Origin of the sequence: Streptomyces sp. CA-251387, assembly GCF_050936625.1 — a bacterium.
In the GTDB taxonomy this organism is placed as follows: domain Bacteria; phylum Actinomycetota; class Actinomycetes; order Streptomycetales; family Streptomycetaceae; genus Streptomyces.
In genome coordinates, this window is sequence record NZ_JBNJMJ010000001.1 from 1484624 (window position 1) to 1506034 (window position 21411).

General features: G+C 66.7%; 11 protein-coding genes, 3 rRNA genes and 1 pseudogene. 8 read left to right on the top strand and 7 right to left on the bottom strand.

From position 1 onward, the window contains the following. Positions 1-45 precede the first annotated feature (45 nt). The 3 genes from rrf to ACQEV2_RS06495 form a co-directional block, all read right to left on the bottom strand. Positions 46-161: ribosomal RNA gene (gene rrf / locus ACQEV2_RS06485) — 5S ribosomal RNA — on the bottom strand. Positions 162-230: 69 nt separating this feature from the next. Beyond that, a 23S ribosomal RNA gene (locus ACQEV2_RS06490) occupies positions 231-3351 on the bottom strand. Positions 3352-3655: 304 nt separating this feature from the next. After that, positions 3656-5182, bottom strand: a 16S ribosomal RNA gene (locus tag ACQEV2_RS06495). The 16S, 23S and 5S rRNA genes sit together here, the layout of an rRNA operon. A 548-nt stretch (positions 5183-5730) precedes the next feature. Here ACQEV2_RS06495 and ACQEV2_RS06500 point away from each other — a divergent pair. Then, positions 5731-6179, top strand: a pseudogene (locus ACQEV2_RS06500) (PTS sugar transporter subunit IIA). An 82-nt stretch (positions 6180-6261) separates the two neighbouring features. Then, positions 6262-7932 (top strand): phosphoenolpyruvate--protein phosphotransferase, encoded by a 1671-nt coding sequence (gene ptsP, locus ACQEV2_RS06505; protein WP_433037499.1) that lies wholly within the window; start codon positions 6262-6264, stop codon positions 7930-7932. Positions 7933-8000: 68 nt separating this feature from the next. Here ptsP and ACQEV2_RS06510 read toward each other — a convergent pair whose 3' ends face one another. Then, entirely contained in the window at positions 8001-8894 is an 894-nt protein-coding gene (locus ACQEV2_RS06510; RefSeq protein ID WP_433037501.1) for a hypothetical protein, read from the bottom strand. 182 nt (positions 8895-9076) lie between these two features. After that, positions 9077-11041 (bottom strand): acetoacetate--CoA ligase, encoded by a 1965-nt coding sequence (locus tag ACQEV2_RS06515; protein ID WP_433037503.1) that lies wholly within the window; start codon positions 11039-11041, stop codon positions 9077-9079. Positions 11042-11254: 213 nt separating this feature from the next. Here ACQEV2_RS06515 and ACQEV2_RS06520 point away from each other — a divergent pair, with 213 nt between their 5' ends. Further along, entirely contained in the window at positions 11255-13621 is a 2367-nt protein-coding gene (locus ACQEV2_RS06520; protein ID WP_433037505.1) for a glycoside hydrolase family 31 protein, read from the top strand. Positions 13622-13623: 2 nt separating this feature from the next. On the opposite strand, the gene ACQEV2_RS06525 is transcribed toward ACQEV2_RS06520, so the two are convergent. Both ACQEV2_RS06525 and ACQEV2_RS06530 read right to left on the bottom strand, forming a co-directional pair. Further along, positions 13624-14160, bottom strand: a complete 537-nt coding sequence (locus ACQEV2_RS06525) for an NUDIX domain-containing protein (RefSeq protein WP_433037507.1) — start codon at positions 14158-14160, stop codon at positions 13624-13626. Positions 14161-14210: 50 nt separating this feature from the next. Next, entirely contained in the window at positions 14211-15017 is an 807-nt protein-coding gene (locus tag ACQEV2_RS06530; RefSeq protein WP_433037509.1) for a M15 family metallopeptidase, read from the bottom strand. Between the two features lie 155 nt (positions 15018-15172). Here ACQEV2_RS06530 and ACQEV2_RS06535 point away from each other — a divergent pair, with 155 nt between their 5' ends. The 5 genes from ACQEV2_RS06535 (at position 15173) to glpK (ending at position 21346) form a co-directional block, all read left to right on the top strand. After that, positions 15173-15598 carry a Zn-ribbon domain-containing OB-fold protein gene (locus ACQEV2_RS06535; protein ID WP_433054240.1) on the top strand — a complete coding sequence of 142 codons (426 nt, stop codon included), beginning with the start codon at positions 15173-15175 and terminating at the stop codon, positions 15596-15598. Beyond that, positions 15595-16785 (top strand): lipid-transfer protein, encoded by a 1191-nt coding sequence (locus ACQEV2_RS06540; RefSeq protein ID WP_433037511.1) that lies wholly within the window; start codon positions 15595-15597, stop codon positions 16783-16785. The genes ACQEV2_RS06535 and ACQEV2_RS06540 overlap by 4 nt, the downstream gene beginning before the upstream one ends. Before the next feature lie 166 nt (positions 16786-16951). Beyond that, positions 16952-18604 (top strand): EAL domain-containing protein, encoded by a 1653-nt coding sequence (locus tag ACQEV2_RS06545; RefSeq protein ID WP_433037513.1) that lies wholly within the window; start codon positions 16952-16954, stop codon positions 18602-18604. 482 nt (positions 18605-19086) lie between these two features. Then, positions 19087-19812: an MIP/aquaporin family protein gene (locus tag ACQEV2_RS06550; protein ID WP_433037515.1), complete on the top strand. Its 726-nt coding sequence runs from the start codon at positions 19087-19089 to the stop codon at positions 19810-19812. 22 nt (positions 19813-19834) lie between these two features. After that, positions 19835-21346, top strand: coding sequence for a glycerol kinase GlpK (gene glpK / locus ACQEV2_RS06555; protein ID WP_433037517.1), 1512 nt, complete (start codon positions 19835-19837; stop codon positions 21344-21346). Positions 21347-21411: the final 65 nt, after the last annotated feature.

The following is a 21411-nucleotide window of genomic DNA, read 5'->3' on the forward strand; positions in this document are numbered from 1 at the left end:
TCTGGCCCTCGGGCTGCATGCCCAAGAGCCAGAGCTCTAAAAGGAGTTCGGCGGTGTCCTACTCTCCCACAGGGTCCCCCTGCAGTACCATCGGCGCTGTAAGGCTTAGCTTCCGGGTTCGGAATGTAACCGGGCGTTTCCCTCACGCTATGACCACCGAAACACTATGAAGTTAGACCGGAAAAAACACGGTCGTTGCCTCAGAACTGACACAGTGGACGCGAGCCTCTATGGACAAGCCCTCGGCCTATTAGTACCGGTCACCTCCACACGTTACCGTGCTTCCAGATCCGGCCTATCAACCCAGTCGTCTACTGGGAGCCTTACCCCATCAAGTGGGTGGGAGTCCTCATCTCGAAGCAGGCTTCCCGCTTAGATGCTTTCAGCGGTTATCCCTCCCGAACGTAGCCAACCAGCCATGCCCTTGGCAGAACAACTGGCACACCAGAGGTTCGTCCGTCCCGGTCCTCTCGTACTAGGGACAGCCCTTCTCAAGACTCCTACGCGCACAGCGGATAGGGACCGAACTGTCTCACGACGTTCTAAACCCAGCTCGCGTACCGCTTTAATGGGCGAACAGCCCAACCCTTGGGACCGACTCCAGCCCCAGGATGCGACGAGCCGACATCGAGGTGCCAAACCATCCCGTCGATATGGACTCTTGGGGAAGATCAGCCTGTTATCCCCGGGGTACCTTTTATCCGTTGAGCGACGGCGCTTCCACAAGCCACCGCCGGATCACTAGTCCCGACTTTCGTCCCTGCTCGACCCGTCGGTCTCACAGTCAAGCTCCCTTGTGCACTTACACTCAACACCTGATTGCCAACCAGGCTGAGGGAACCTTTGGGCGCCTCCGTTACCCTTTAGGAGGCAACCGCCCCAGTTAAACTACCCATCAGACACTGTCCCTGATCCGGATCACGGACCCAGGTTAGACATCCAGCACGACCAGACTGGTATTTCAACGACGACTCCACCTGAACTGGCGTCCAAGCTTCACAGTCTCCCAGCTATCCTACACAAGCCGAACCGAACACCAATATCAAACTGTAGTAAAGGTCCCGGGGTCTTTCCGTCCTGCTGCGCGAAACGAGCATCTTTACTCGTAGTGCAATTTCACCGGGCCTATGGTTGAGACAGTCGAGAAGTCGTTACGCCATTCGTGCAGGTCGGAACTTACCCGACAAGGAATTTCGCTACCTTAGGATGGTTATAGTTACCACCGCCGTTTACTGGCGCTTAAGTTCTCAGCTTCGCCCCACCGAAATGGAGCTAACCGGTCCCCTTAACGTTCCAGCACCGGGCAGGCGTCAGTCCGTATACATCGCCTTACGGCTTCGCACGGACCTGTGTTTTTAGTAAACAGTCGCTTCTCGCTGGTCTCTGCGGCCACCCCCAGCTCGAGGAGCAAGTCCTCTCACCAGAGCTGGCCCCCCTTCTCCCGAAGTTACGGGGGCATTTTGCCGAGTTCCTTAACCATAGTTCACCCGAACGCCTCGGTATTCTCTACCTGACCACCTGAGTCGGTTTAGGGTACGGGCCGCCATGAAACTCGCTAGAGGCTTTTCTCGACAGCATAGGATCATCCACTTCACCACAATCGGCTCGGCATCAGGTCTCAGCCACAAGTGCGACGGATTTACCTATCGCACGGCCTACACCCTTACCCCGGGACAACCACCGCCCGGGATGGACTACCTTCCTGCGTCACCCCATCACTCACCTACTACAGGTCTGGTTCGTCGGCTCCACCACTCCCCTTTGCCCGAAGGCTCCGGGGCGGCTTCACGGACTTAGCATCGCCTGGTTCGATGTTTGACGCTTCACAGCGGGTACCGGAATATCAACCGGTTATCCATCGACTACGCCTGTCGGCCTCGCCTTAGGTCCCGACTTACCCTGGGCAGATCAGCTTGACCCAGGAACCCTTAGTCAATCGGCGCACACGTTTCTCACGTGTGAATCGCTACTCATGCCTGCATTCTCACTCGTGAACCGTCCACAACTACCTTCCGGTGCTGCTTCACCCGGCACACGACGCTCCCCTACCCATCACGATCCCCGTTGGGGGTATATATCGCAATGACACGACTTCGGCGGTACGCTTGAGCCCCGCTACATTGTCGGCGCGGAATCACTAGACCAGTGAGCTATTACGCACTCTTTCAAGGGTGGCTGCTTCTAAGCCAACCTCCTGGTTGTCTGTGCGACTCCACATCCTTTCCCACTTAGCGTACGCTTAGGGGCCTTAGTCGATGCTCTGGGCTGTTTCCCTCTCGACCATGGAGCTTATCCCCCACAGTCTCACTGCCGCGCTCTCACTTACCGGCATTCGGAGTTTGGCTAAGGTCAGTAACCCGGTAGGGCCCATCGCCTATCCAGTGCTCTACCTCCGGCAAGAAACACACGACGCTGCACCTAAATGCATTTCGGGGAGAACCAGCTATCACGGAGTTTGATTGGCCTTTCACCCCTAACCACAGGTCATCCCCCAGGTTTTCAACCCTGGTGGGTTCGGTCCTCCACGAAGTCTTACCTCCGCTTCAACCTGCCCATGGCTAGATCACTCCGCTTCGGGTCTTGAGCGCGCTACTGAATCGCCCTATTCGGACTCGCTTTCGCTACGGCTTCCCCACACGGGTTAACCTCGCAACACACCGCAAACTCGCAGGCTCATTCTTCAAAAGGCACGCAGTCACGAGAGTGAAGCAAGCTCCACTCCGACGCTCCCACGGCTTGTAGGCACACGGTTTCAGGTACTATTTCACTCCCCTCCCGGGGTACTTTTCACCATTCCCTCACGGTACTATCCGCTATCGGTCACCAGGGAATATTTAGGCTTAGCGGGTGGTCCCGCCAGATTCACACGGGATTTCTCGGGCCCCGTGCTACTTGGGTGTCTCTCAAACGAGCCGCTGACGTTTCGACTACGGGGGTCTTACCCTCTACGCCGGACCTTTCGCATGTCCTTCGCCTACATCAACGGTTTCTGACTCGTCTCACAGCCGGCAGACCGTGAAAGAGAGATCCCACAACCCCGCATACGCAACCCCTGCCGGGTCTCACACGTATACGGTTTAGCCTCATCCAGTTTCGCTCGCCACTACTCCCGGAATCACGGTTGTTTTCTCTTCCTGCGGGTACTGAGATGTTTCACTTCCCCGCGTTCCCTCCACATACCCTATGTGTTCAGGTATGGGTGACAGCCCATGACGACTGCCGGGTTTCCCCATTCGGACACCCCCGGATCAAAGCCTGGTTGACGACTCCCCGGGGCCTATCGTGGCCTCCCACGTCCTTCATCGGTTCCTGGTGCCAAGGCATCCACCGTGCGCCCTTAAAAACTTGGCCACAGATGCTCGCGTCCACTGTGCAGTTCTCAAACAACGACCAACCACCCATCACCCCGGATCATCGATCCGAGTGCACTGGGGCCGGCAACTGAGGAAAAATCCATTCCCTCAGACACCCAACAGCGTGCCCGACACCCTCGCCACTCCCCATTCCGTTCCACGCCGAAGCAGTACTAGGAAGAAAAGCTGGTCAAGTGTGCCGAGTAGTCAACGTTCCACCCATGAGCTAACCACCGTCGATCGTTCGCCGACGTAGTGGCTCTGGACCACCAAGCAAGCCTGGCGGCCTAGATGCTCCTTAGAAAGGAGGTGATCCAGCCGCACCTTCCGGTACGGCTACCTTGTTACGACTTCGTCCCAATCGCCAGTCCCACCTTCGACAGCTCCCTCCCCACAAGGGGGTTGGGCCACCGGCTTCGGGTGTTACCGACTTTCGTGACGTGACGGGCGGTGTGTACAAGGCCCGGGAACGTATTCACCGCAGCAATGCTGATCTGCGATTACTAGCGACTCCGACTTCATGGGGTCGAGTTGCAGACCCCAATCCGAACTGAGACCGGCTTTTTGAGATTCGCTCCACCTCGCGGTATCGCAGCTCATTGTACCGGCCATTGTAGCACGTGTGCAGCCCAAGACATAAGGGGCATGATGACTTGACGTCGTCCCCACCTTCCTCCGAGTTGACCCCGGCGGTCTCCCGTGAGTCCCCAGCACCACAAGGGCCTGCTGGCAACACGGGACAAGGGTTGCGCTCGTTGCGGGACTTAACCCAACATCTCACGACACGAGCTGACGACAGCCATGCACCACCTGTACACCGACCACAAGGGGGGCACCATCTCTGATGCTTTCCGGTGTATGTCAAGCCTTGGTAAGGTTCTTCGCGTTGCGTCGAATTAAGCCACATGCTCCGCCGCTTGTGCGGGCCCCCGTCAATTCCTTTGAGTTTTAGCCTTGCGGCCGTACTCCCCAGGCGGGGCACTTAATGCGTTAGCTGCGGCACGGACAACGTGGAATGTTGCCCACACCTAGTGCCCACCGTTTACGGCGTGGACTACCAGGGTATCTAATCCTGTTCGCTCCCCACGCTTTCGCTCCTCAGCGTCAGTATCGGCCCAGAGATCCGCCTTCGCCACCGGTGTTCCTCCTGATATCTGCGCATTTCACCGCTACACCAGGAATTCCGATCTCCCCTACCGAACTCTAGCCTGCCCGTATCGACTGCAGACCCGGGGTTAAGCCCCGGGCTTTCACAACCGACGTGACAAGCCGCCTACGAGCTCTTTACGCCCAATAATTCCGGACAACGCTTGCGCCCTACGTATTACCGCGGCTGCTGGCACGTAGTTAGCCGGCGCTTCTTCTGCAGGTACCGTCACTTTCGCTTCTTCCCTGCTGAAAGAGGTTTACAACCCGAAGGCCGTCATCCCTCACGCGGCGTCGCTGCATCAGGCTTGCGCCCATTGTGCAATATTCCCCACTGCTGCCTCCCGTAGGAGTCTGGGCCGTGTCTCAGTCCCAGTGTGGCCGGTCGCCCTCTCAGGCCGGCTACCCGTCGTCGCCTTGGTGAGCCGTTACCTCACCAACAAGCTGATAGGCCGCGGGCTCATCCTGCACCGCCGGAGCTTTACACCATCAAGGATGCCCAAGATGGTCATATCCGGTATTAGACCCCGTTTCCAGGGCTTGTCCCAGAGTGCAGGGCAGATTGCCCACGTGTTACTCACCCGTTCGCCACTAATCCCCACCGAAGTGGTTCATCGTTCGACTTGCATGTGTTAAGCACGCCGCCAGCGTTCGTCCTGAGCCAGGATCAAACTCTCCGTGAATGCTTCCCCGTAATCGGGGTGACACCACGAGAGCGGAACAGTCGAGCGGAATAGGCCCGACCGTTCACAGCGTCCTCGCTGTGTTTTTTCAAAGGAACCTCGCCCCAGCAGATGCTGGAGACGGGGTATCAACATATCTGGCGTTGACTTTTGGCACGCTGTTGAGTTCTCAAGGAACGGTCGCTTCCTTCGTACTCACCCTCTCGGGCTTTCCTCCGGGCGCTTCCCTTCGCTGTTTCCAACTGTACCAGTGTTTTTCCGGCTCTCCGACCACCGTCCTGCAGGCATGCAGAAAGTGACCCCGAGATAGGATCTGACAAGTTGGATGCTGCCGGGCGAGGACACTTGGTCGCATCACTCAGCCCCACGCAGGAGTACGACTGTACACGCGGCCGCGGAGCGGGTGCAAATCGATGTGGGGTATGGTCTAGACCACTCCGCAACGTCGGAGCGGAACCGGCACTTGACGTGACATACCCTGCTGAAAGTGTGCCGTCCGGCACAGGCAGCGACGGCCCCTATTGATCTCCACCCCTGGGAGGCTTCCCATGACCACCGTGACGTCCCCGCTGGCAGGACGCGCCGTCGGACTGGCATCCGTACCGGATCCTGTCTTCTCCGGGCCATGGTCGGCCCGGGCACCGCGATCGACCCCGTGCGTGAGCCCTCCGAGGCTGTGTCGCCCGTGGACGGAGTCATCGTCTCTCTCCATCCGCACGCCTTCGTCGTCGTCGACGAGCAGGGTCACGGTGTGCTCACCCATCTCGGCATCGACACGGTGCAGCTCAACGGCGAGGGCTTCGAGCTGCTTGTGAACAAGGGCGACACCGTGACGCGCGGCCAGGGCATCGTGCGCTGGAATCCGGTGGCGGTCGAAGAAGCCGGTAAGTCCCCGGTGTGCCCGATCGTGGCGCTGGAGGCCACGGCCGAGGCCCTCTCCGATCTGCGTGATGGCGGCGATGTGAAGGCCGGCGACAGTCTCTTCGTCTGGAAGTGACACCGGCGCCGTCCCGTGACGGCAAGTAGGGACGACAACCACCGCGGCGGCGGGACCCGCCGCACTATCGGAGACGGGTGAGATGGAGACAACGCTGCGAGGCGTCGGCGTGAGCCACGGTGTGGCGATCGGCGAGGTTCGGCACATGGGAACGGCGGTCCTCGAGCCGCCTGCCAAGCAGATTCCGGCCGAGGAGGCGGAGCGTGAACAGGGGCGCGCTCGCAAGGCCGTGGAGGCTGTGGCAGCAGACCTGATGGCCCGCGGCAATCTGGCGGGGGGCGAAGCCCAGGCGGTGCTCGAGGCCCAGGCCATGATGGCCCAGGACCCCGAGCTGATGGCGGACGTGGACCGCCGTGTCGCCGTCGGCAGCACGGCAGAGCGTGCCGTGTACGACGCTTTCGCCGCGTACCGCGAGTTGCTGGCGGGTGCCGGTGAGTACCTCGCCGGCCGAGTGGCCGACCTCGATGACGTGCGGAATCGTATCGTCGCTCGTTTGCTCGGGGTTCCGATGCCGGGTGTCCCGGACAGCGACGAGCCCTACGTCCTGGTCGCGCGCGACCTCGCCCCGGCCGACACGGCGCTGCTGGACCCGGCCCTGGTTCTCGGCTTTGTCACCGAAGAGGGTGGGCCTACCAGCCACAGCGCGATTCTGGCGAGGGCGCTCGGTGTGCCGGCCGTGGTCGCGCTGCCGGGTGCCGGTGAGCTCGCCGAGGGCACGGTCATCGCCGTGGACGGCAGCACCGGTGACATCTTCGTGAACCCGAGCGAAGAGAAGAAGGCTGAACTCGAAGCAGCTGCCGCCGCGCGCAAGGCCGCGCTCGCGGCGTCGACGGGTCCGGGTGCCACCGCCGACGGCCACAAGGTGCCGCTGCTGGCCAACGTGGGCGGGCCGTCCGACGTTGCGGCCGCTGTCGAGGCGGGTGCTGAGGGTGTCGGTCTGTTCCGTACCGAGTTCCTCTTCCTCGACGACAGCAAGAAGGCTCCGTCGGAGGAGAAGCAGGTCGAGGCTTACCGGCAGGTTCTCGAGGCCTTCCCCGAGGGCCGGGTCGTCGTACGTGTCCTGGACGCGGGTGCGGACAAGCCGCTCGACTTCCTGACGCCGGCCGACGAGCCGAACCCGGCCCTGGGTGTGCGCGGTCTGCGGACGCTGTTGGACCACCCCGAGGTGCTGCGCACCCAGCTGACGGCGCTCGCGAAGGCTGCGGAGGGGCTGCCCGTCTACCTCGAGGTCATGGCCCCGATGGTGGCGGACCGCACCGATGCGAAGGCGTTCGCGGACGCGTGCCGTGCAGCCGGGCTGCAGGCGAAGTTCGGCGCGATGGTGGAGATTCCGTCGGCCGCGCTGCGGGCGCGTTCGATCCTGCAGGAGGTCGAGTTCCTGTCGCTGGGGACGAACGATCTCGCGCAGTACACCTTCGCCGCGGACCGTCAGGTGGGTGCGGTGTCCCGTCTGCAGGATCCGTGGCAGCCCGCGCTGCTCGACCTGGTCGCGCTGTCCGCCGAGGCGGCGAAGGCCGAGGGCAAGAGCTGCGGTGTCTGTGGTGAAGCGGCGTCCGACCCGCTGCTGGCGTGTGTCCTGACCGGTCTGGGGGTCACCTCCCTGTCCATGGGGTCGGCGTCGATTCCTTACGTGCGGGCAGCGCTGGCGAAGTTCACGCTGGCTCAGTGTGAGCGTGCCGCTGCGGCGGCGCGCGCGGCGGACAGCGCCGAGGAGGCGCGCAACGCGGCTCAGGCGGTGCTGTCCGGCGAGTAGCGGGAGCCAGCGGGCTGCATGACGTTCATGTGGGGCGCTCCACCTCCGGGTGGGGCGCCCCGTTGCGCTCAGTGGCCGTGGCCCGGCGTCGCCTGCTCATCGCCGAGATGCGGCGGCACGCAATAGTCGACGCCCGATTCCGGGGAGATGAGGTCTCCGGATTCGATATCGGTGCAGTAGGCGTCAAAGACCTCGCCTGCCGTGAGGGGCTCCAGACCGTCTCCGCGCAGGCGCCACCCATAGATGCGGTCGGATGTGCCGGGGGCGCTGGTGCGCATCACGAGTCCGCCGGGGCTCCGGGTGGCCAGGCCGAGGGCGAGAACCGTGGTGAACTCCAGGACTTCCGCCTCGTCGAGGTGCGTGGCTCCCTGGGCGTCCTCGTCGGCGTGCAGGACGGCGACGAGTGCTTCCGGCGTTCCCGTGACGCTGCACACGAGGTGTCGGCTGCCCGGGTAGGCCGTGTCCAGGATCCGGACGAGGAGGTTCGAGGCACGGACGAAGGCCGCGCGTCCGATGTCCTCACCGCAGGTGGCGCAGGCGCCGAGTCGTGCCAGGAGTGTGGAGGCGTACTCCCAGGTGGCTTGCCGGACGGCTTCGTCGACGAGGGCCGGGACCAGGTCTGCCACGGGCTGGCCCTCGTAGAGGACCGTGGGTCCGGTGCTCGCGAGTTCGGCGGTGAAACGGGTGCGGCTCGACGGGCTGTCGGGGTCGAGGCCCGTTTCCGCGCAGAACTCGGCGTATTCCTGGGGATCGAAGAGGGCGATCGTCGTATGGCTCCCCAGGGAGGCCCGTGTCCTGAGGAGGGCTTCCACTTGTTGCAGATAGTTCTTGTGGTCGTCGAAGGTGAAGCTGCGGTAGCGCCGCATGGCACGGAAGTCGTGCTCGTCGGTCAGCAAGCCGATCGTGCCGGCGATTTCGCGGCGCAGGACGCGTCGCATCGTCTGGTGGTCGGTGTGCGCCATCTTTCCCCCTGTACGCAGTCGATCAATGCTCACTCACAGTAACCGGGGGCACTGACAATGGCGTCGGGGTGAGCTGTCTGCGGCCCCAGAGGTCGGTATTCGTGCAGGTCGGATGGTGCTGGCCACCGGCCGGGCCCCGGAGTTCGCCGTCGTTCGGGAGTCCGGGGCCGGCGCCCGTCGGTTCAGGCGCGCTTGCGGGCGAGTTCCTCGTAGAAGTGCAGGAGGTCGAGGTTGTCGATGGAGCCCGGATTGACGGCCTTCTCAAGCGGTGTGCCCTGCAGGAGGCGCTTGACCGGGACCTCGATGCGCTTTCCGGTGAGGGTGTGTGGGACGCCGGGGACCTCGATGATCTCGTCGGGGACGTGGCGTGGTGAGAGCTGTTCGCGGATGGTCTGTTTGATGCGGTTCAAGAGGGTCTCGTCGAGAACGGCTCCGGGGACCAAGTGCACGAACAAGGGCATCCAGTAGCCGCCGTCGGGCTGTTCGATGCCGATGACGAGGGATTCCTTGATCTCGGGGAGTCGCTCCACGGCTTCGTAGATGTCGGCCGACCCCATGCGGACGCCCTGGCGGTTGAGTGTCGAGTCGGAGCGGCCATGGATGACGACGGAGCCGCGTGAGGTGACGGTGATCCAGTCGCCGTGGCGCCATACGCCGGGATACGTGTCGAAGTAGCTGTCGTGGTACCGGCTGCCGTCGGGGTCGTTCCAGAAGTAGATCGGCATGGACGGCATGGGGTTGGTGACCACGAGCTCGCCGACCTCGTCGATGAGGGGTTTTCCGCTGGGGTCCCAGGACTGCAGGTCGGTGCCGAGGCTGGGGGCCTGGAGTTCGCCGATGTACACGGGCAGCGTGGGCACGGCTCCCGCGAAGCAGGAGCACACGTCGGTGCCGCCGCTGACGGAGGCGATCCAGAGGTCGTCGCGGACCTCGTCGTGCAGCCAGCGGAAGCCGTCGGGCGGCAGCGGTGACCCGGTGGTGGCGACGCACTGCACCTTGGAGAGGTCGAAGTCTCGGGCGGGGCGCACTTCGGCCTTGCGGCAGGCCATCACGTACGCGGCCGAGGTTCCGTAGAGGGTGGCCCCCGTGCGTTCGGCGACTCGCCACTGGGCGCCGGTGTCGGGATAGCCAGGGCTGCCGTCGTAGAGGACGATCGTGGTGCCGGTGAGGAGGCCGGAGACGAGGAAGTTCCACATCATCCAGCCCGTCGAGGTGTACCAGAAGAAACGGTCCTCGGGGCCGAGGTCGCAGTGCAGGCCGAGTTGTTTGAGGTGCTCGACGAGGATGCCGCCCTGGGACTGGACGATGGCCTTGGGCAGGCCGGTGGTGCCGGAGGAGTACAGCACCCAGAGGGGGTGGTCGAAGGGCACCTGCTCGAAGACGGGTTCGACGTCGGCTGCCGTGAGGGCCGACCACTCCAGTGCGCCCTCGGAGGCCTCGGTGCCCAGGAGGGGAATGTGCACGACGGCACGCAGGGTGGGCAGTTCGTCCCGGAGTTCGGCGACGATGTCGCGGCGGTCGTGCTCCTTGCCGCCGTAGCGGTAGCCGTCGACGGTGAAGAGGACGACCGGTTCGACCTGCTGGAAACGGTCGAGGACGCTGCGGGCGCCGAAGTCGGGGGCGCAGGAGGTCCAGACACCGCCGACGGCGGCCGTGGCGAGGAGGGCGACGACGGCCTGCGGGATGTTCGGGAGGTAGCCGCTGACGCGGTCTCCGGGGCGTACGCCGAGGGCGCGCAGTTCGGCGGCGAGGGAGCCGACCTGGCGGCGTAGCTCGGCCCAGGTCACGGGGCGGGGCTCGTGGGATTCGTCGACGTACAGGAGTGCGGGCTCGTCGGCGCGGGTCGCTGCGGCGCGCAGGGCGTGCTCGGCGTAGTTCAGGGTGGCGCCGGGGAACCATTGGGCGCCGGGCATCGTGCGGTCGCCGAGCACGCGCGCGTAGGGGGTGGAGAAGCGTACGTCGAACCACTCGGCGACGGCCTTCCAGAAGGTGTCCAGTTCGTCGACCGACCAGCGGTGCAGGGCCGTATAGCCGCCCTCGGCGGGGGCACCGTGGTTTTCGGCGGCCCAGGCCTGGAACCTGGTGACTTGTGCCTGTGCGATGCGCTGCGGATCTGGCTGCCAGAGCGGCTGGGGATTGGTCGACATGGGGGCGGCTCCCGGACTGTGCGCGTCGTGTGCGTCTTCCGCGCACGGCTGGGGTGTGCGCGTGACGCGGATGACACGGACGATGCCATGTGATCGACTTCTGCACCAGGGTGCGCCCCACATAGTCCGTGTCGTGAAGATGTGGTCCCGACACGAGTGAACGGAAGTTGAACGGCACGCGCGCGTGGGGCGGTCAATGGCAGGCTGAGCAGCATGGACGGTCGTGACCTGGTGCGTTCGATAATGGCGGTCGGTTCTGTGGGAGCGGCCCAGGGGTTGCGTACCGTGCAAGCGGCGTGGCGCAGGAAGCGCGCCGACGCGGTGGGGCTGCCGCCCCGGGGGGCCGAGCGCGCTCGGGTGCCCGGCACCGTGCAGGAGGTGCAGCCCGGTCCGGGCGGGGGCGTCATCCGGTTCGGCCGGTCCGAGTTGCGCGTCGTCGTCACCGTGAACGGGGCCGTCTTTTGGGGCTGGGACGGGGCCGCTCCCGAGCCGTCGTACGCGCTCGCGGGCCGCTGTCCCGAACCGGATCCCCGGGCCGTGCTCGAGCCCGACAAGGACGGTGGCTGGCGGGTTGTGGCCGAGCGGGTGACGGTCGTGGTGTCACGGCACGGCGCCGTGGAGGTGCAGACTCCGGGTGGTGTGACGCTGCGCCGCGATCTGCCGCCGCGTTGGTGGGAGCCGGTCGGCGGTGGGTCGGCGCGCTGGATGCAGCGGTCGGAGGTGGCCGCGGACGCGCGGTTCTTCGGGTTGGGCGGCCGGGCGTCGGGGCCCCGGCTGAAGGACGGGACGTACAGGCTGTGGAACACCGACCCGGGCCATGCGTTCGGCCCTGACGACGACCCGCTGTACATCACCATGCCGGTGCAGCTGGTGGTGGCCGACGCGGCCACACACCTGGTGTTCCACGACACCTCGTGGGACGGCACGGTGACGCTTCGGGAGGGCGAGGAAGGCGCCGGTTCCGGGCATGACCGCGCGGGGACCAGCGAACTGCGGATGGACGGGGGTCCGCTGCGCTGCTGGGTGATGGTGGGTACTCCCGCGCGCGTGCTGCTCGTCTGGGCCTCCCTCACCGGCGCTGCCGCGCTGCCGCCCGCGTGGGCGTTGGGTCACCATCACGCGCGGTGGGGCTTCGGCAGCGAGCAGGAGGTGCGGCGGATCGTTTCGGGTTACCAGGAGCGGGACCTGCCGCTGGACGCGGTCCATCTGGACATCGACCACTACGACGAGCATCAGGTGTTCACGGTCGATCAGGAGCGCTTCCCCAAACTGCCGCAGCTCGCCGAGGACTTGCGGCGGGGCGGGATCCGCCTGGTGTCGATCGTCGACCCGGCGGTCAAGGCCGCGCCGGGCAATTCCGTGTATGACAGCGGGGCCGCCGAGGACGTGTTCGTGCGGGACGCCTCGGGGCGACTTGTACGGGGAGTGGTCTGGCCCGGGGAGGCCGTGTTCCCCGACTTCACGCACGCGCGCGTGCGGCAGTGGTGGGGTGGTCTGTACGAGGAGCGGCTGGGGCAGGGTTTCTCGGGTTTCTGGCATGACATGAACGAGCCGACCTCGTTCGCCGCCTTCGGGGAGTCGACTCTGCCGCGTTCCGCCCGGCACTCCTTGGAGGGCCGGGGCGGGGATCATCAGGAGGCGCACAACGTCTACGGCCTGTGCATGGCCAGGGCGGGATACGAAGGGTTGCGCGCACTGGTGCCCGAGGAGCGCCCCTTCGTGTTCTCCCGCTCGGGATGGGCCGGCCTGCAGCGCTACGGGGGGACCTGGTCCGGTGATGTGGCCACGGGCTGGCCCGGACTGCGGGCGGCGCTGTCGCTGGTCATGGGCCTCGGGCTGTGCGGGGTGCCCTACTCGGGACCGGACGTGGGCGGGTTCGACGGGAGTCCTTCGCCGGAGCTGTATCTGCGGTGGTTCCAGTTGGCCGCGTATCTGCCGCTGTTCCGTACGCACGCGAGTCTGCGGGCGGGCCGCAGGGAACCTTGGGAGTTCGGTCCCGAGGTGCTGGAGCACGCGCGCGTGGCGCTCATCGAGCGCCGGAGGCTGCTGCCGTACTTCGTGACACTGGCGCACCTGGCCCGGCGGACAGGTGCGCCGTATGTGCGTCCGCTGTGGTGGTCGGCGCCCGAGGAGCGCGCCCTGCGCGATTGCGAGGATGCGTTTCTGCTGGGCGACTGTCTGCTGGTGGCGCCGGTGCTGGATCCGGGTGCTGAGCGGCGTGCGGTGCAGCTGCCGCGGGGGCGCTGGTACGACACGGTGACGGAGCGGGCGTATGAGGGGCCGGGGCAGGTCCTCGTCGAGACGCCCCTGTCCCGGATCCCGGTGCTCGCGCGCTCGGGTGCCGTCGTCCCCGTACGTGGGGACGACGGCGGGCTGGAACTGGAGGTGTGGGCGCCCGCCCCGGGATGTACCGGGGGCGGGTTGGTCGTGCCGGATGCGGGTGACGGCTGGGACGAGCCGGAGATCGAGCGCTACGTCATCCGTTGGGAGGGCGGAAAGCTGGTCGTCGAGCGGGAGCATGAGGACGGTGTGATCACGTCACCTCGTCCGGTGCGCATAAGAGGGCTCGGCGAGCGTTGAGCTCAGACGTAACGGCCCTCGAAGAACGCCCGCGCGGCCAGTGTGTGCAGCGGGAAGGCGAGCTCCTCCGGCCTGCGCAGCAGGTGCCAGCCTTCGGTCTCGTCCGTGGCGGCCGACGTCGGCAGGCGGTCGGCGGGCCGTTCCGGAAGGAGGCCGAACAGCAGCAGGTGCCCGTCGGGAGAGCTCATGGCGTCGACGAGGCGTACGTCGCGGCCGGCCGCGTCGATGCCGGTCTCTTCCTTGAGCTCGCGGACGACGGCCTGCCGCCAGTCCTCGCGGTCGTCGATGTAGCCGCCGGGCAGGGCGATGCCTCCGCGCGCGGGGGCGACGGTGCGGGTGATGACGACCAGGGCGGTGCCCTTCGTGTCGTACACGGGCTGGAGTGCGATCGCTACCGGCAGCGGGTTGCGGTAGGCCACGGTGCCGCACGACGGGCAGGTGCGGGGCCAGCCGGAGACGCCCTCTCCGTAGGGCGCGCCGCAGCTCGAACAGTGGGAGTCTGCTGCGGAGTTGGGGGCGGAGTGCTGAGTTTCGGACACGCGGCGGACTGTATCCGATCAGGGGAAGGGCGTCCTCCGGGGGCCGGTCACTACTGCCTGGTGAGGGAGTTCCTGGACACGGGGAAGTCGAAGTAGGTGTCCGGGTAGGGCTCCGGCTTGTACGTGTAGTGCCACCACTCTTCGGCGAGGTTCACGAATCCGAGGGCTTCGAGGGTGTCCTTGAGCAGCAGCCGGTTGGCCCGCTGTTCGCCCTGTATGCGCGGGTCGAGGGTGTGCGAAAGGGTGTCGAAGCAGTCGAAGCCGGTGCCCATGTCGACGGAGTTGTCGGGGAAGCGCTCGCCCTGGGGTGCGTAGCAGGGCACGAGGGGCTCTCCCGGTAGGTACGGCCTGGTGGGCTTCGCCGGCAGCCGGACGATGGTCAGGTCCATGGTCGAGCCGCGACTGTGGCCGGATTTCTCCGCGATGTAACCGTCCGCGAACAGACGGGTCTTGTCGACGTTCGGGTAGAACTCGTCCTTCATGGCTTGGTCGTCGAGGTCCTCGGCCCAGCGCACGAAGTGGTCGACGGCGCGCTGCGGCCGGTAGCAGTCGTACACCTTCAGCGTGTAACCCTGGCGCAGTAGCTGCTTCTGGGCCTTGTGGAGCGCTTCGGCGGCGGGCCGGGTGAGGATGCAGAGGGGCTGCCGGTAGCCGTCGATGCGCTCGCCCACGAAGTTGTGCGAGGTGACATACCGCATCTCCTGAAGGATGGTGGGATCCACGGTTCTCAGCGCCACGAAGTCCTTCGGCGCTTTTGGCTCGGTCTTCGCCTGGGCAGGGGCGGGGGCGACGGTCACGGCCAGCAAGGTGGCGAGCGTGGTGACCAGTCCCCGTACCGCGGTCGAGAGTCGTGTCATGTCTCCTGCGTCTATCAGGAATGTGTGCCGTCGGGGAAGCGATCGGATGCAGTCCAGCGGTCAGGCCGCCTGCCGCTTTCCGATCGCCCGTGGCACACTTCTGACGTCCCGTCAGATCCTTGCCAGGAGGGGCTATGCCACGCACGCGCACACCTGTGGTCGCCGGGTGGTTCGCCGGTGACGAGGACGACTTCCGGCTCCTCGGCACCCGTTGCTCAATCTGCACCTCGGTCTTCTTTCCGCGCGAGGACACTCACTGCCGCAACCCGGACTGTCCTGGCGGCGATCTGGAGGAGGTGCCGCTCTCGCGGCGCGGGCGCGTCTGGTCGTACACGGACAGCCGGTACCGGCCTCCGTCACCCTATGTGACCGATCCGGAACTTCCGTGGGAACCGTACACGTTGATCGCTGTGGAGCTGGCAGCCGAGCGCCTGGTGGTGCTGGGACAGGCGGTTCCAGGGGTCACCGTCGCCGATCTGACGGTGGGCATGGAGGTGGAGGTCGTTCCGGGCGTACTGCATGAGGGCGCGGAGACGGTCTGCACGACGTGGCAGTGGCGGCCGACGGGGGTGACGGCATGACGGAAGAGGTTGCGGTGCTCGGCGCGGGGATGCATCCCTGGGGCAAATGGGGGCGCAGCTTCGTCGAGTACGGGGCAGTGGCGGCCCGCGCGGCACTCGCCGATGCGGGCCTGGAGTGGCGGGACATCGGATCGATCGTCGGCGCGGACACCGTGCGGGGCGGCTATCCGGGGTATGTCGCCGGGGCTACGTTCGCGAAGGCGCTCGGCTGGCAGGGCGCCCGGGTCACGAGCGTGTACGCGGCGTGCGCGTCCGGCGCGCAGGCCCTCAACACCGCGCGGGCTCAGATACTTGCGGGGCTGGCGGATGCGGTGCTGGTGGTGGGTGCGGACGCGGCTCCCAAGGGGTTCTTCCGGCCTGCGGGCGGCGACCGGCCGGACGACCCGGACTGGCTGCGTTTCCGCGTCCTCGGTGCGACCAATCCGGCGTACTTCGGGCTGTACGCGCGCCGGCGGATGGCCGTGCACGGGGACACCCCGGAGGACTTCGCACAGGTCAAGGTGAAGAACGCGGGGCTCGGCGCACTGAATCCCTACGCGCGCTACCGCAAACGGGTCACCGCCGAGGAGGTCGCCGCGTCCGCCGTGGTCGCCGATCCCCTGCGGCTGCTCGACATCTGCGCGACCTCGGACGGAGGAGCGGCGCTCGTGCTGGCCGGCATGGAGTTCGCACGTCGGCACGGCGCCAGGGATCCGGTGCGGATCCGGGCGGTGTCCACGGTGACGCCCCGTTATCCCAACACCGTCCTGGATCTGCCCGACATGGCGACGGACTCCGCGGTGGCGGTGCGACCGCCGGCCGAGACGTTCCGGGAGTCGATCGCGCGGGCGGCCTACGAGGAAGCGGGTATCGGCCCGGAGGAACTCTCGCTCGCAGAGGTCTACGACCTGTCCACCGCTCTGGAGTTGCAGTGGTACGAGGATCTGGGGCTGTGCGGAGAGGGAGAGGCCGCGAAGCTGCTGCGGGAGGGCGTGACGACGCTGGGCGGACGCATACCCGTGAACGTGAGCGGCGGGCTGGCCTCCTTCGGTGAGGCGGTACCCGCCCAGGCGATCGCCCAAGTCTGCGAACTCACCTGGCAGTTGAGGGGAGCTTCGGGCAACCGGCAGGTCGCCGGGGCTCGCGTGGGGATCGCGGCGAACCAGGGGCTGTTCGGGCACGGATCGGCGGTGATCGCGGTGCGGTGAGGCGGCGGCTCGACGGGCACGCGCGTGCGGTTCTGCGAGCGTGACACCACCGTCGTACGACCAAGGACGGCCAGGCGTGCCTACGCTGTGTGACCAACCCGGAATCCTGCGTGAACGTCTCATGAACTGGGCTCGGGCGTCCTCCAGGGGTCGCCATCATGATCCCGTGGACTCCTGGACGGATACTCTCCGCTTCGCTTTCCAACCGGTGGTCAATCTGACGACCGGCGGAGTCGCGGGGCTGGAGATACTCGCCCGCCCGGAGACCGGCGACGTCCTGGCCGAGGCCCGCCGCGATCCCGAGCTCGACGGGCGGCTCGCCGTGTCGGCGTTCCGCGCGGCGGCGCGCAAGGAGACGTTGCTGCCTCTGTACGTCAACGTGTTCGCCGGGACCCTCGCCGACCTCGGCGGGCTGACACCGCTGCACGACGCCGTGCGTGCCGCGGGGCGGCTGCCGTGGGAGGTGACGATAGACGTCGGTCCGCCGTACACGCATGTGCCTCAGCATGCGTTGCTGGAGGCGATCGGCTCGCTGCGGGAGCAGGGATTCCGGATCAGCGCGGATGGCGTCGGCGACGGGGACGTGCCGCTGCGGTTGCTCACCGATATGGCGCCTGACCTGCTTAAACTCGACGCGTCCATGCTGACGCGCCCGGCTGCGGTGCGAGCGATGCGGACGCTGTGCGACGAGTTGGCGTCCCTGCTGTGCATCGAGGGCGTGGAGACGGAGCTGCAGTGCGCATCCGCGCAGTCCGCCGGTGCACAGCTGGCTCAGGGGGAGTTGTTCGCTCCACCGGCTCGGCTGCCCGCGGCGGAGGTATACGTTCCGCCGCGCTCCCCCGGACCGGCGGTCACGCCACGCTCGGGGCCGTCGGTGCTGGAGTTCGTGCGGCCGGCCGCGCTGCTGCCCGCCACCGCGTCCGCAGGGCAGGTGCGGGCGCTGCTGACCGGGTCGCCGGACGTGTCCGGGGTGCTGCTGGTGGACCCGGACGGCGTCCCGGTGCGGTCGGTGCATCGCTCCCGCTTCCTGCTGTCGATGTCGGGCCGCTACGGCCATGCCCTGTACGCCGACCGGCCCGCGGCCAAGCTCGGAGACCCCCCGCGCACGGTGGGCGTCGACGCCACCGCGTGGGAGGTGCTGGACGTGGTCGCGGTCGGCGGCCGCGACCGCACGTCGGACGATGTGGCCGTGGTCGACCGGTACGGCCGGTGTGTGGGCGTCGTGAGGCTCGCCGACCTCGTACGTGCTCTCGCCGAGACCCGGGTGGAGGAGGCCGCGGGGCTCAATCCGCTGACCCGGCTGCCCGGCTCTGACGCGATCACCGGTGAGGTGGACCGACGGATCGCGGACGGGCGGACGTTCGCGCTGAGCTGGCTGGACGTGGACCACTTCAAGCAGGTCAACGACGGTGCCGGCTTCGCGGCGGGCGACGAGCTGATCCGGTCGGTCGGACGGGCGCTGCAACACGCGGCGTCCGGCAGCACCCGAGTGGGCCACATCGGAGGGGACGACTTCCTGGTGCTCGCGGATCCGGAAGGGCTGAGCCCGCTGGCCGCCTCCGTGCTGGACGCGCCCTGGTCGGCGGGCGGGCGGCCCGTCACGCTGTCCCTGGCCACGGTCCTGTGCGAGCCCGGGAGCGTGACGGACCACCGGCAGGCGGCCGCCTGTCTGGCGCCCCTGAAGAAGGCCGCGAAGTCGCTCAGCGGGGCGAGCTGGGTGCTGGGCCGCGCGGGGCTGTCCGGGCACGAGATCCTTCGCGGTGCGGCGGCGGAGCCGGCTCGTGCCGAGTGGGCGGTGGCGGACCCGGGTAAGGGGTGAGACGCTTTTCCTACCAGGTCGGCGGGGCCGAAAGGCGCCCGTACGGCCTCAGCACTGCCATGGCCTTCGACCCCTGCCGGGTCCAGCAGGAGCTGGCCTCCCTGCCGGCCTCAGCAGGGCCTCAGTGTCCGTCCCCTACCCGAACGGGCGTGCCACGAGCCGCGTCGGCGACGGTTCGTGACCCGTCGGTGCGCCCCCAACCATTGGCGTCAGCGACCTTGACGCCCCCTGGACACCGGTGAACACTTCCCGGTGTCGGTCGACATCGCCGTACATTCTCGGCGTATCCACGCACTGCGCCGCGCGGTTCCGCCTGCACCAAGGCGCCTTCCCCCACGGGCGAGTCGGCCGCGACGGCACGCTCGTCACGGACGCCGGGCGGGGCACGGGACCTCCCTGCCCTCGGCTGAAGTCGCCATGGGAAACGCACCCCGCACGGAGAACCGGGGCCGATCGTCCCGGCCACGGCCCTAGGAGCCGACATGAGCAACGGAGACGTATTCCTCGGTGAGGTCATCGGGACCGCGATCCTGATCCTCTTCGGGGCCGGAGTGGTCGCCGCCGTCGTACTCAACTTCTCGAAGGCGAAGGACGCGGGCTGGATCGTCATCGCGTTCGGCTGGGGATTCGGCGTGATGGCCGGCGCGTACACCGCCGCACCGCTGTCCGGCGGGCACCTCAACCCGGCCGTGACGCTCGGGATCGCCATCGACACCGAGGACTGGGACCAGGTCCCGGTCTACATCGCCGGACAGATGGTCGGCGCGATCCTCGGCGCGGTCCTGTGCTGGCTGGTCTATCTCGCCCAGTTCCAGGCCAACGCCGACGAGGACATCGCTCAGCCGACCCTCGGGATCTTCTCCACGGCGCCCGCGATCCGCAATCCCGTGGCGAACCTCATCACCGAGATCATCGCGACCATCGCGCTGGTGTTGCCGATCCTGGCGTTCGGCCTGACCAAAGGGCTCGGCGAGTCAGGCACCGCGATTCTGATCGTCTCGTTCCTGGTGGTCGGCATCGGTCTGTCGCTTGGCGGTCCCACGGGATACGCCATCAACCCGGCCCGCGACCTGGGCCCGCGCATCACCCACGCCTTGCTCCCGATCCCCAACAAGGGCACATCGGACTGGGGCTACGCGTGGATCCCGGTGGTGGGACCGCTGATCGGCGGGGCGCTGTCCGGACTCATCTTCAACGCAGCCTTCTGAAGGAACCGACGAAGGGGACGTCATGACGGACAAGTTCGTCGCCGCTATCGACCAGGGCACCACCTCCAGCCGCTGCATCATCTTCAACCAGGACGGCGCCATCGTGGCCGTCGACCAGCGTGAGCACCGCCAGATCTTCCCCAAGCCCGGCTGGGTGGAGCACGACGCCACCGAGATCTGGTCGAAGGTGCAGGCGGTGGTCGCCGGCGCGATCGCCAAGGCCGGGCTGCGCGCCGACCAGCTCAGTGCCCTCGGCATCACCAATCAGCGCGAGACGACGGTCCTGTGGGACCGGGCCACGGGCAAACCGGTGCACAACGCGATCGTGTGGCAGGACACACGTACCGCGGCGCTGTGCAACCAACTCGGTGGCTCGGACGGGCAGGATCGTTTCCGTGAGCAGACCGGACTGCCGCTGGCCACCTACTTCTCCGGGCCGAAGGCGGCCTGGCTGCTCGACAATGTGCCCGGCCTGCGCGATCGCGCCGAGCGGGGCGAGATCGCCTTCGGCACGATCGACTCCTGGCTCATCTGGAACCTGACGGGCGGTACCGACGGCGGGCAGCACGTCACCGACGTGACCAACGCCGGCCGCACGATGCTGATGAACCTGGAATCCCTCCAGTGGGACTCGTCGATCCTCTCCGCCATGAACATCCCCGAAGCCGTCCTCCCCGAGATCAGGTCCTCCGCCGAGACATACGGCACCGCGGTCGGCCAGCTGGCCGGCGTACCGGTCGCATCGGCCCTCGGCGACCAGCAGGCGGCCGTGTTCGGGCAGGCCTGCTACGACGTGGGCACGGCGAAGAACACCTACGGCACGGGCAGCTTCCTGCTGCTCAACACGGGCAACCGGCCGGTGGCGTCCAAGAGCGGGCTGCTGACGACGATGGGCTACAAGATCGGCAGTGAGGCGCCGGTCTACTGCCTGGAGGGGTCGATAGCCATAACGGGCGCGCTGGTGCAGTGGTTCCGCGACCAGCTCGGCATCATCCGTACCGCCGACGAGATCGAGCCTTTGGCGGCGAGCGTCGAGGACAACGGCGGCGCCTACATCGTGCCCGCCTTCTCCGGCCTGTTCGCGCCCTACTGGCGCTCCGACGCGCGCGGTGTCATCACGGGCCTGACGCGCTACGTCACCAAGGGACACCTCGCCCGCGCGGTACTGGAGGCGACGAGCTGGCAGACGCGCGAGGTCGTAGACGCCATGTACCAGGACTCCGGAGTGCACATCACCACCCTGAAGGTGGACGGCGGCATGACCAAGAACAACCTGCTCATGCAGCACCAGGCGGATGTGCTCGACGTTCCGGTGGTCCGTCCGAAGGTCTCCGAGACCACCTGCCTGGGCGCCGCGTACGCGGCCGGGCTCGCCACCGGCGTGTGGAACGACCTCGACGAGCTGAAGTCCCACTGGCAGAAGGACGTCGAATGGACGCCTGCCATGGAGGCGTCCGTGCGTGACCGCCAGTACCACAACTGGCGCAAGGCCGTGGAGAGGAGCTTCGGCTGGGAGGAGGAAGGCGACAGCTAGGCACACGCGCGTGCGTGAACCCTCGGCTGCGGCCCGTACCCCGGTCGGCGGGGGTACGGGCCGCG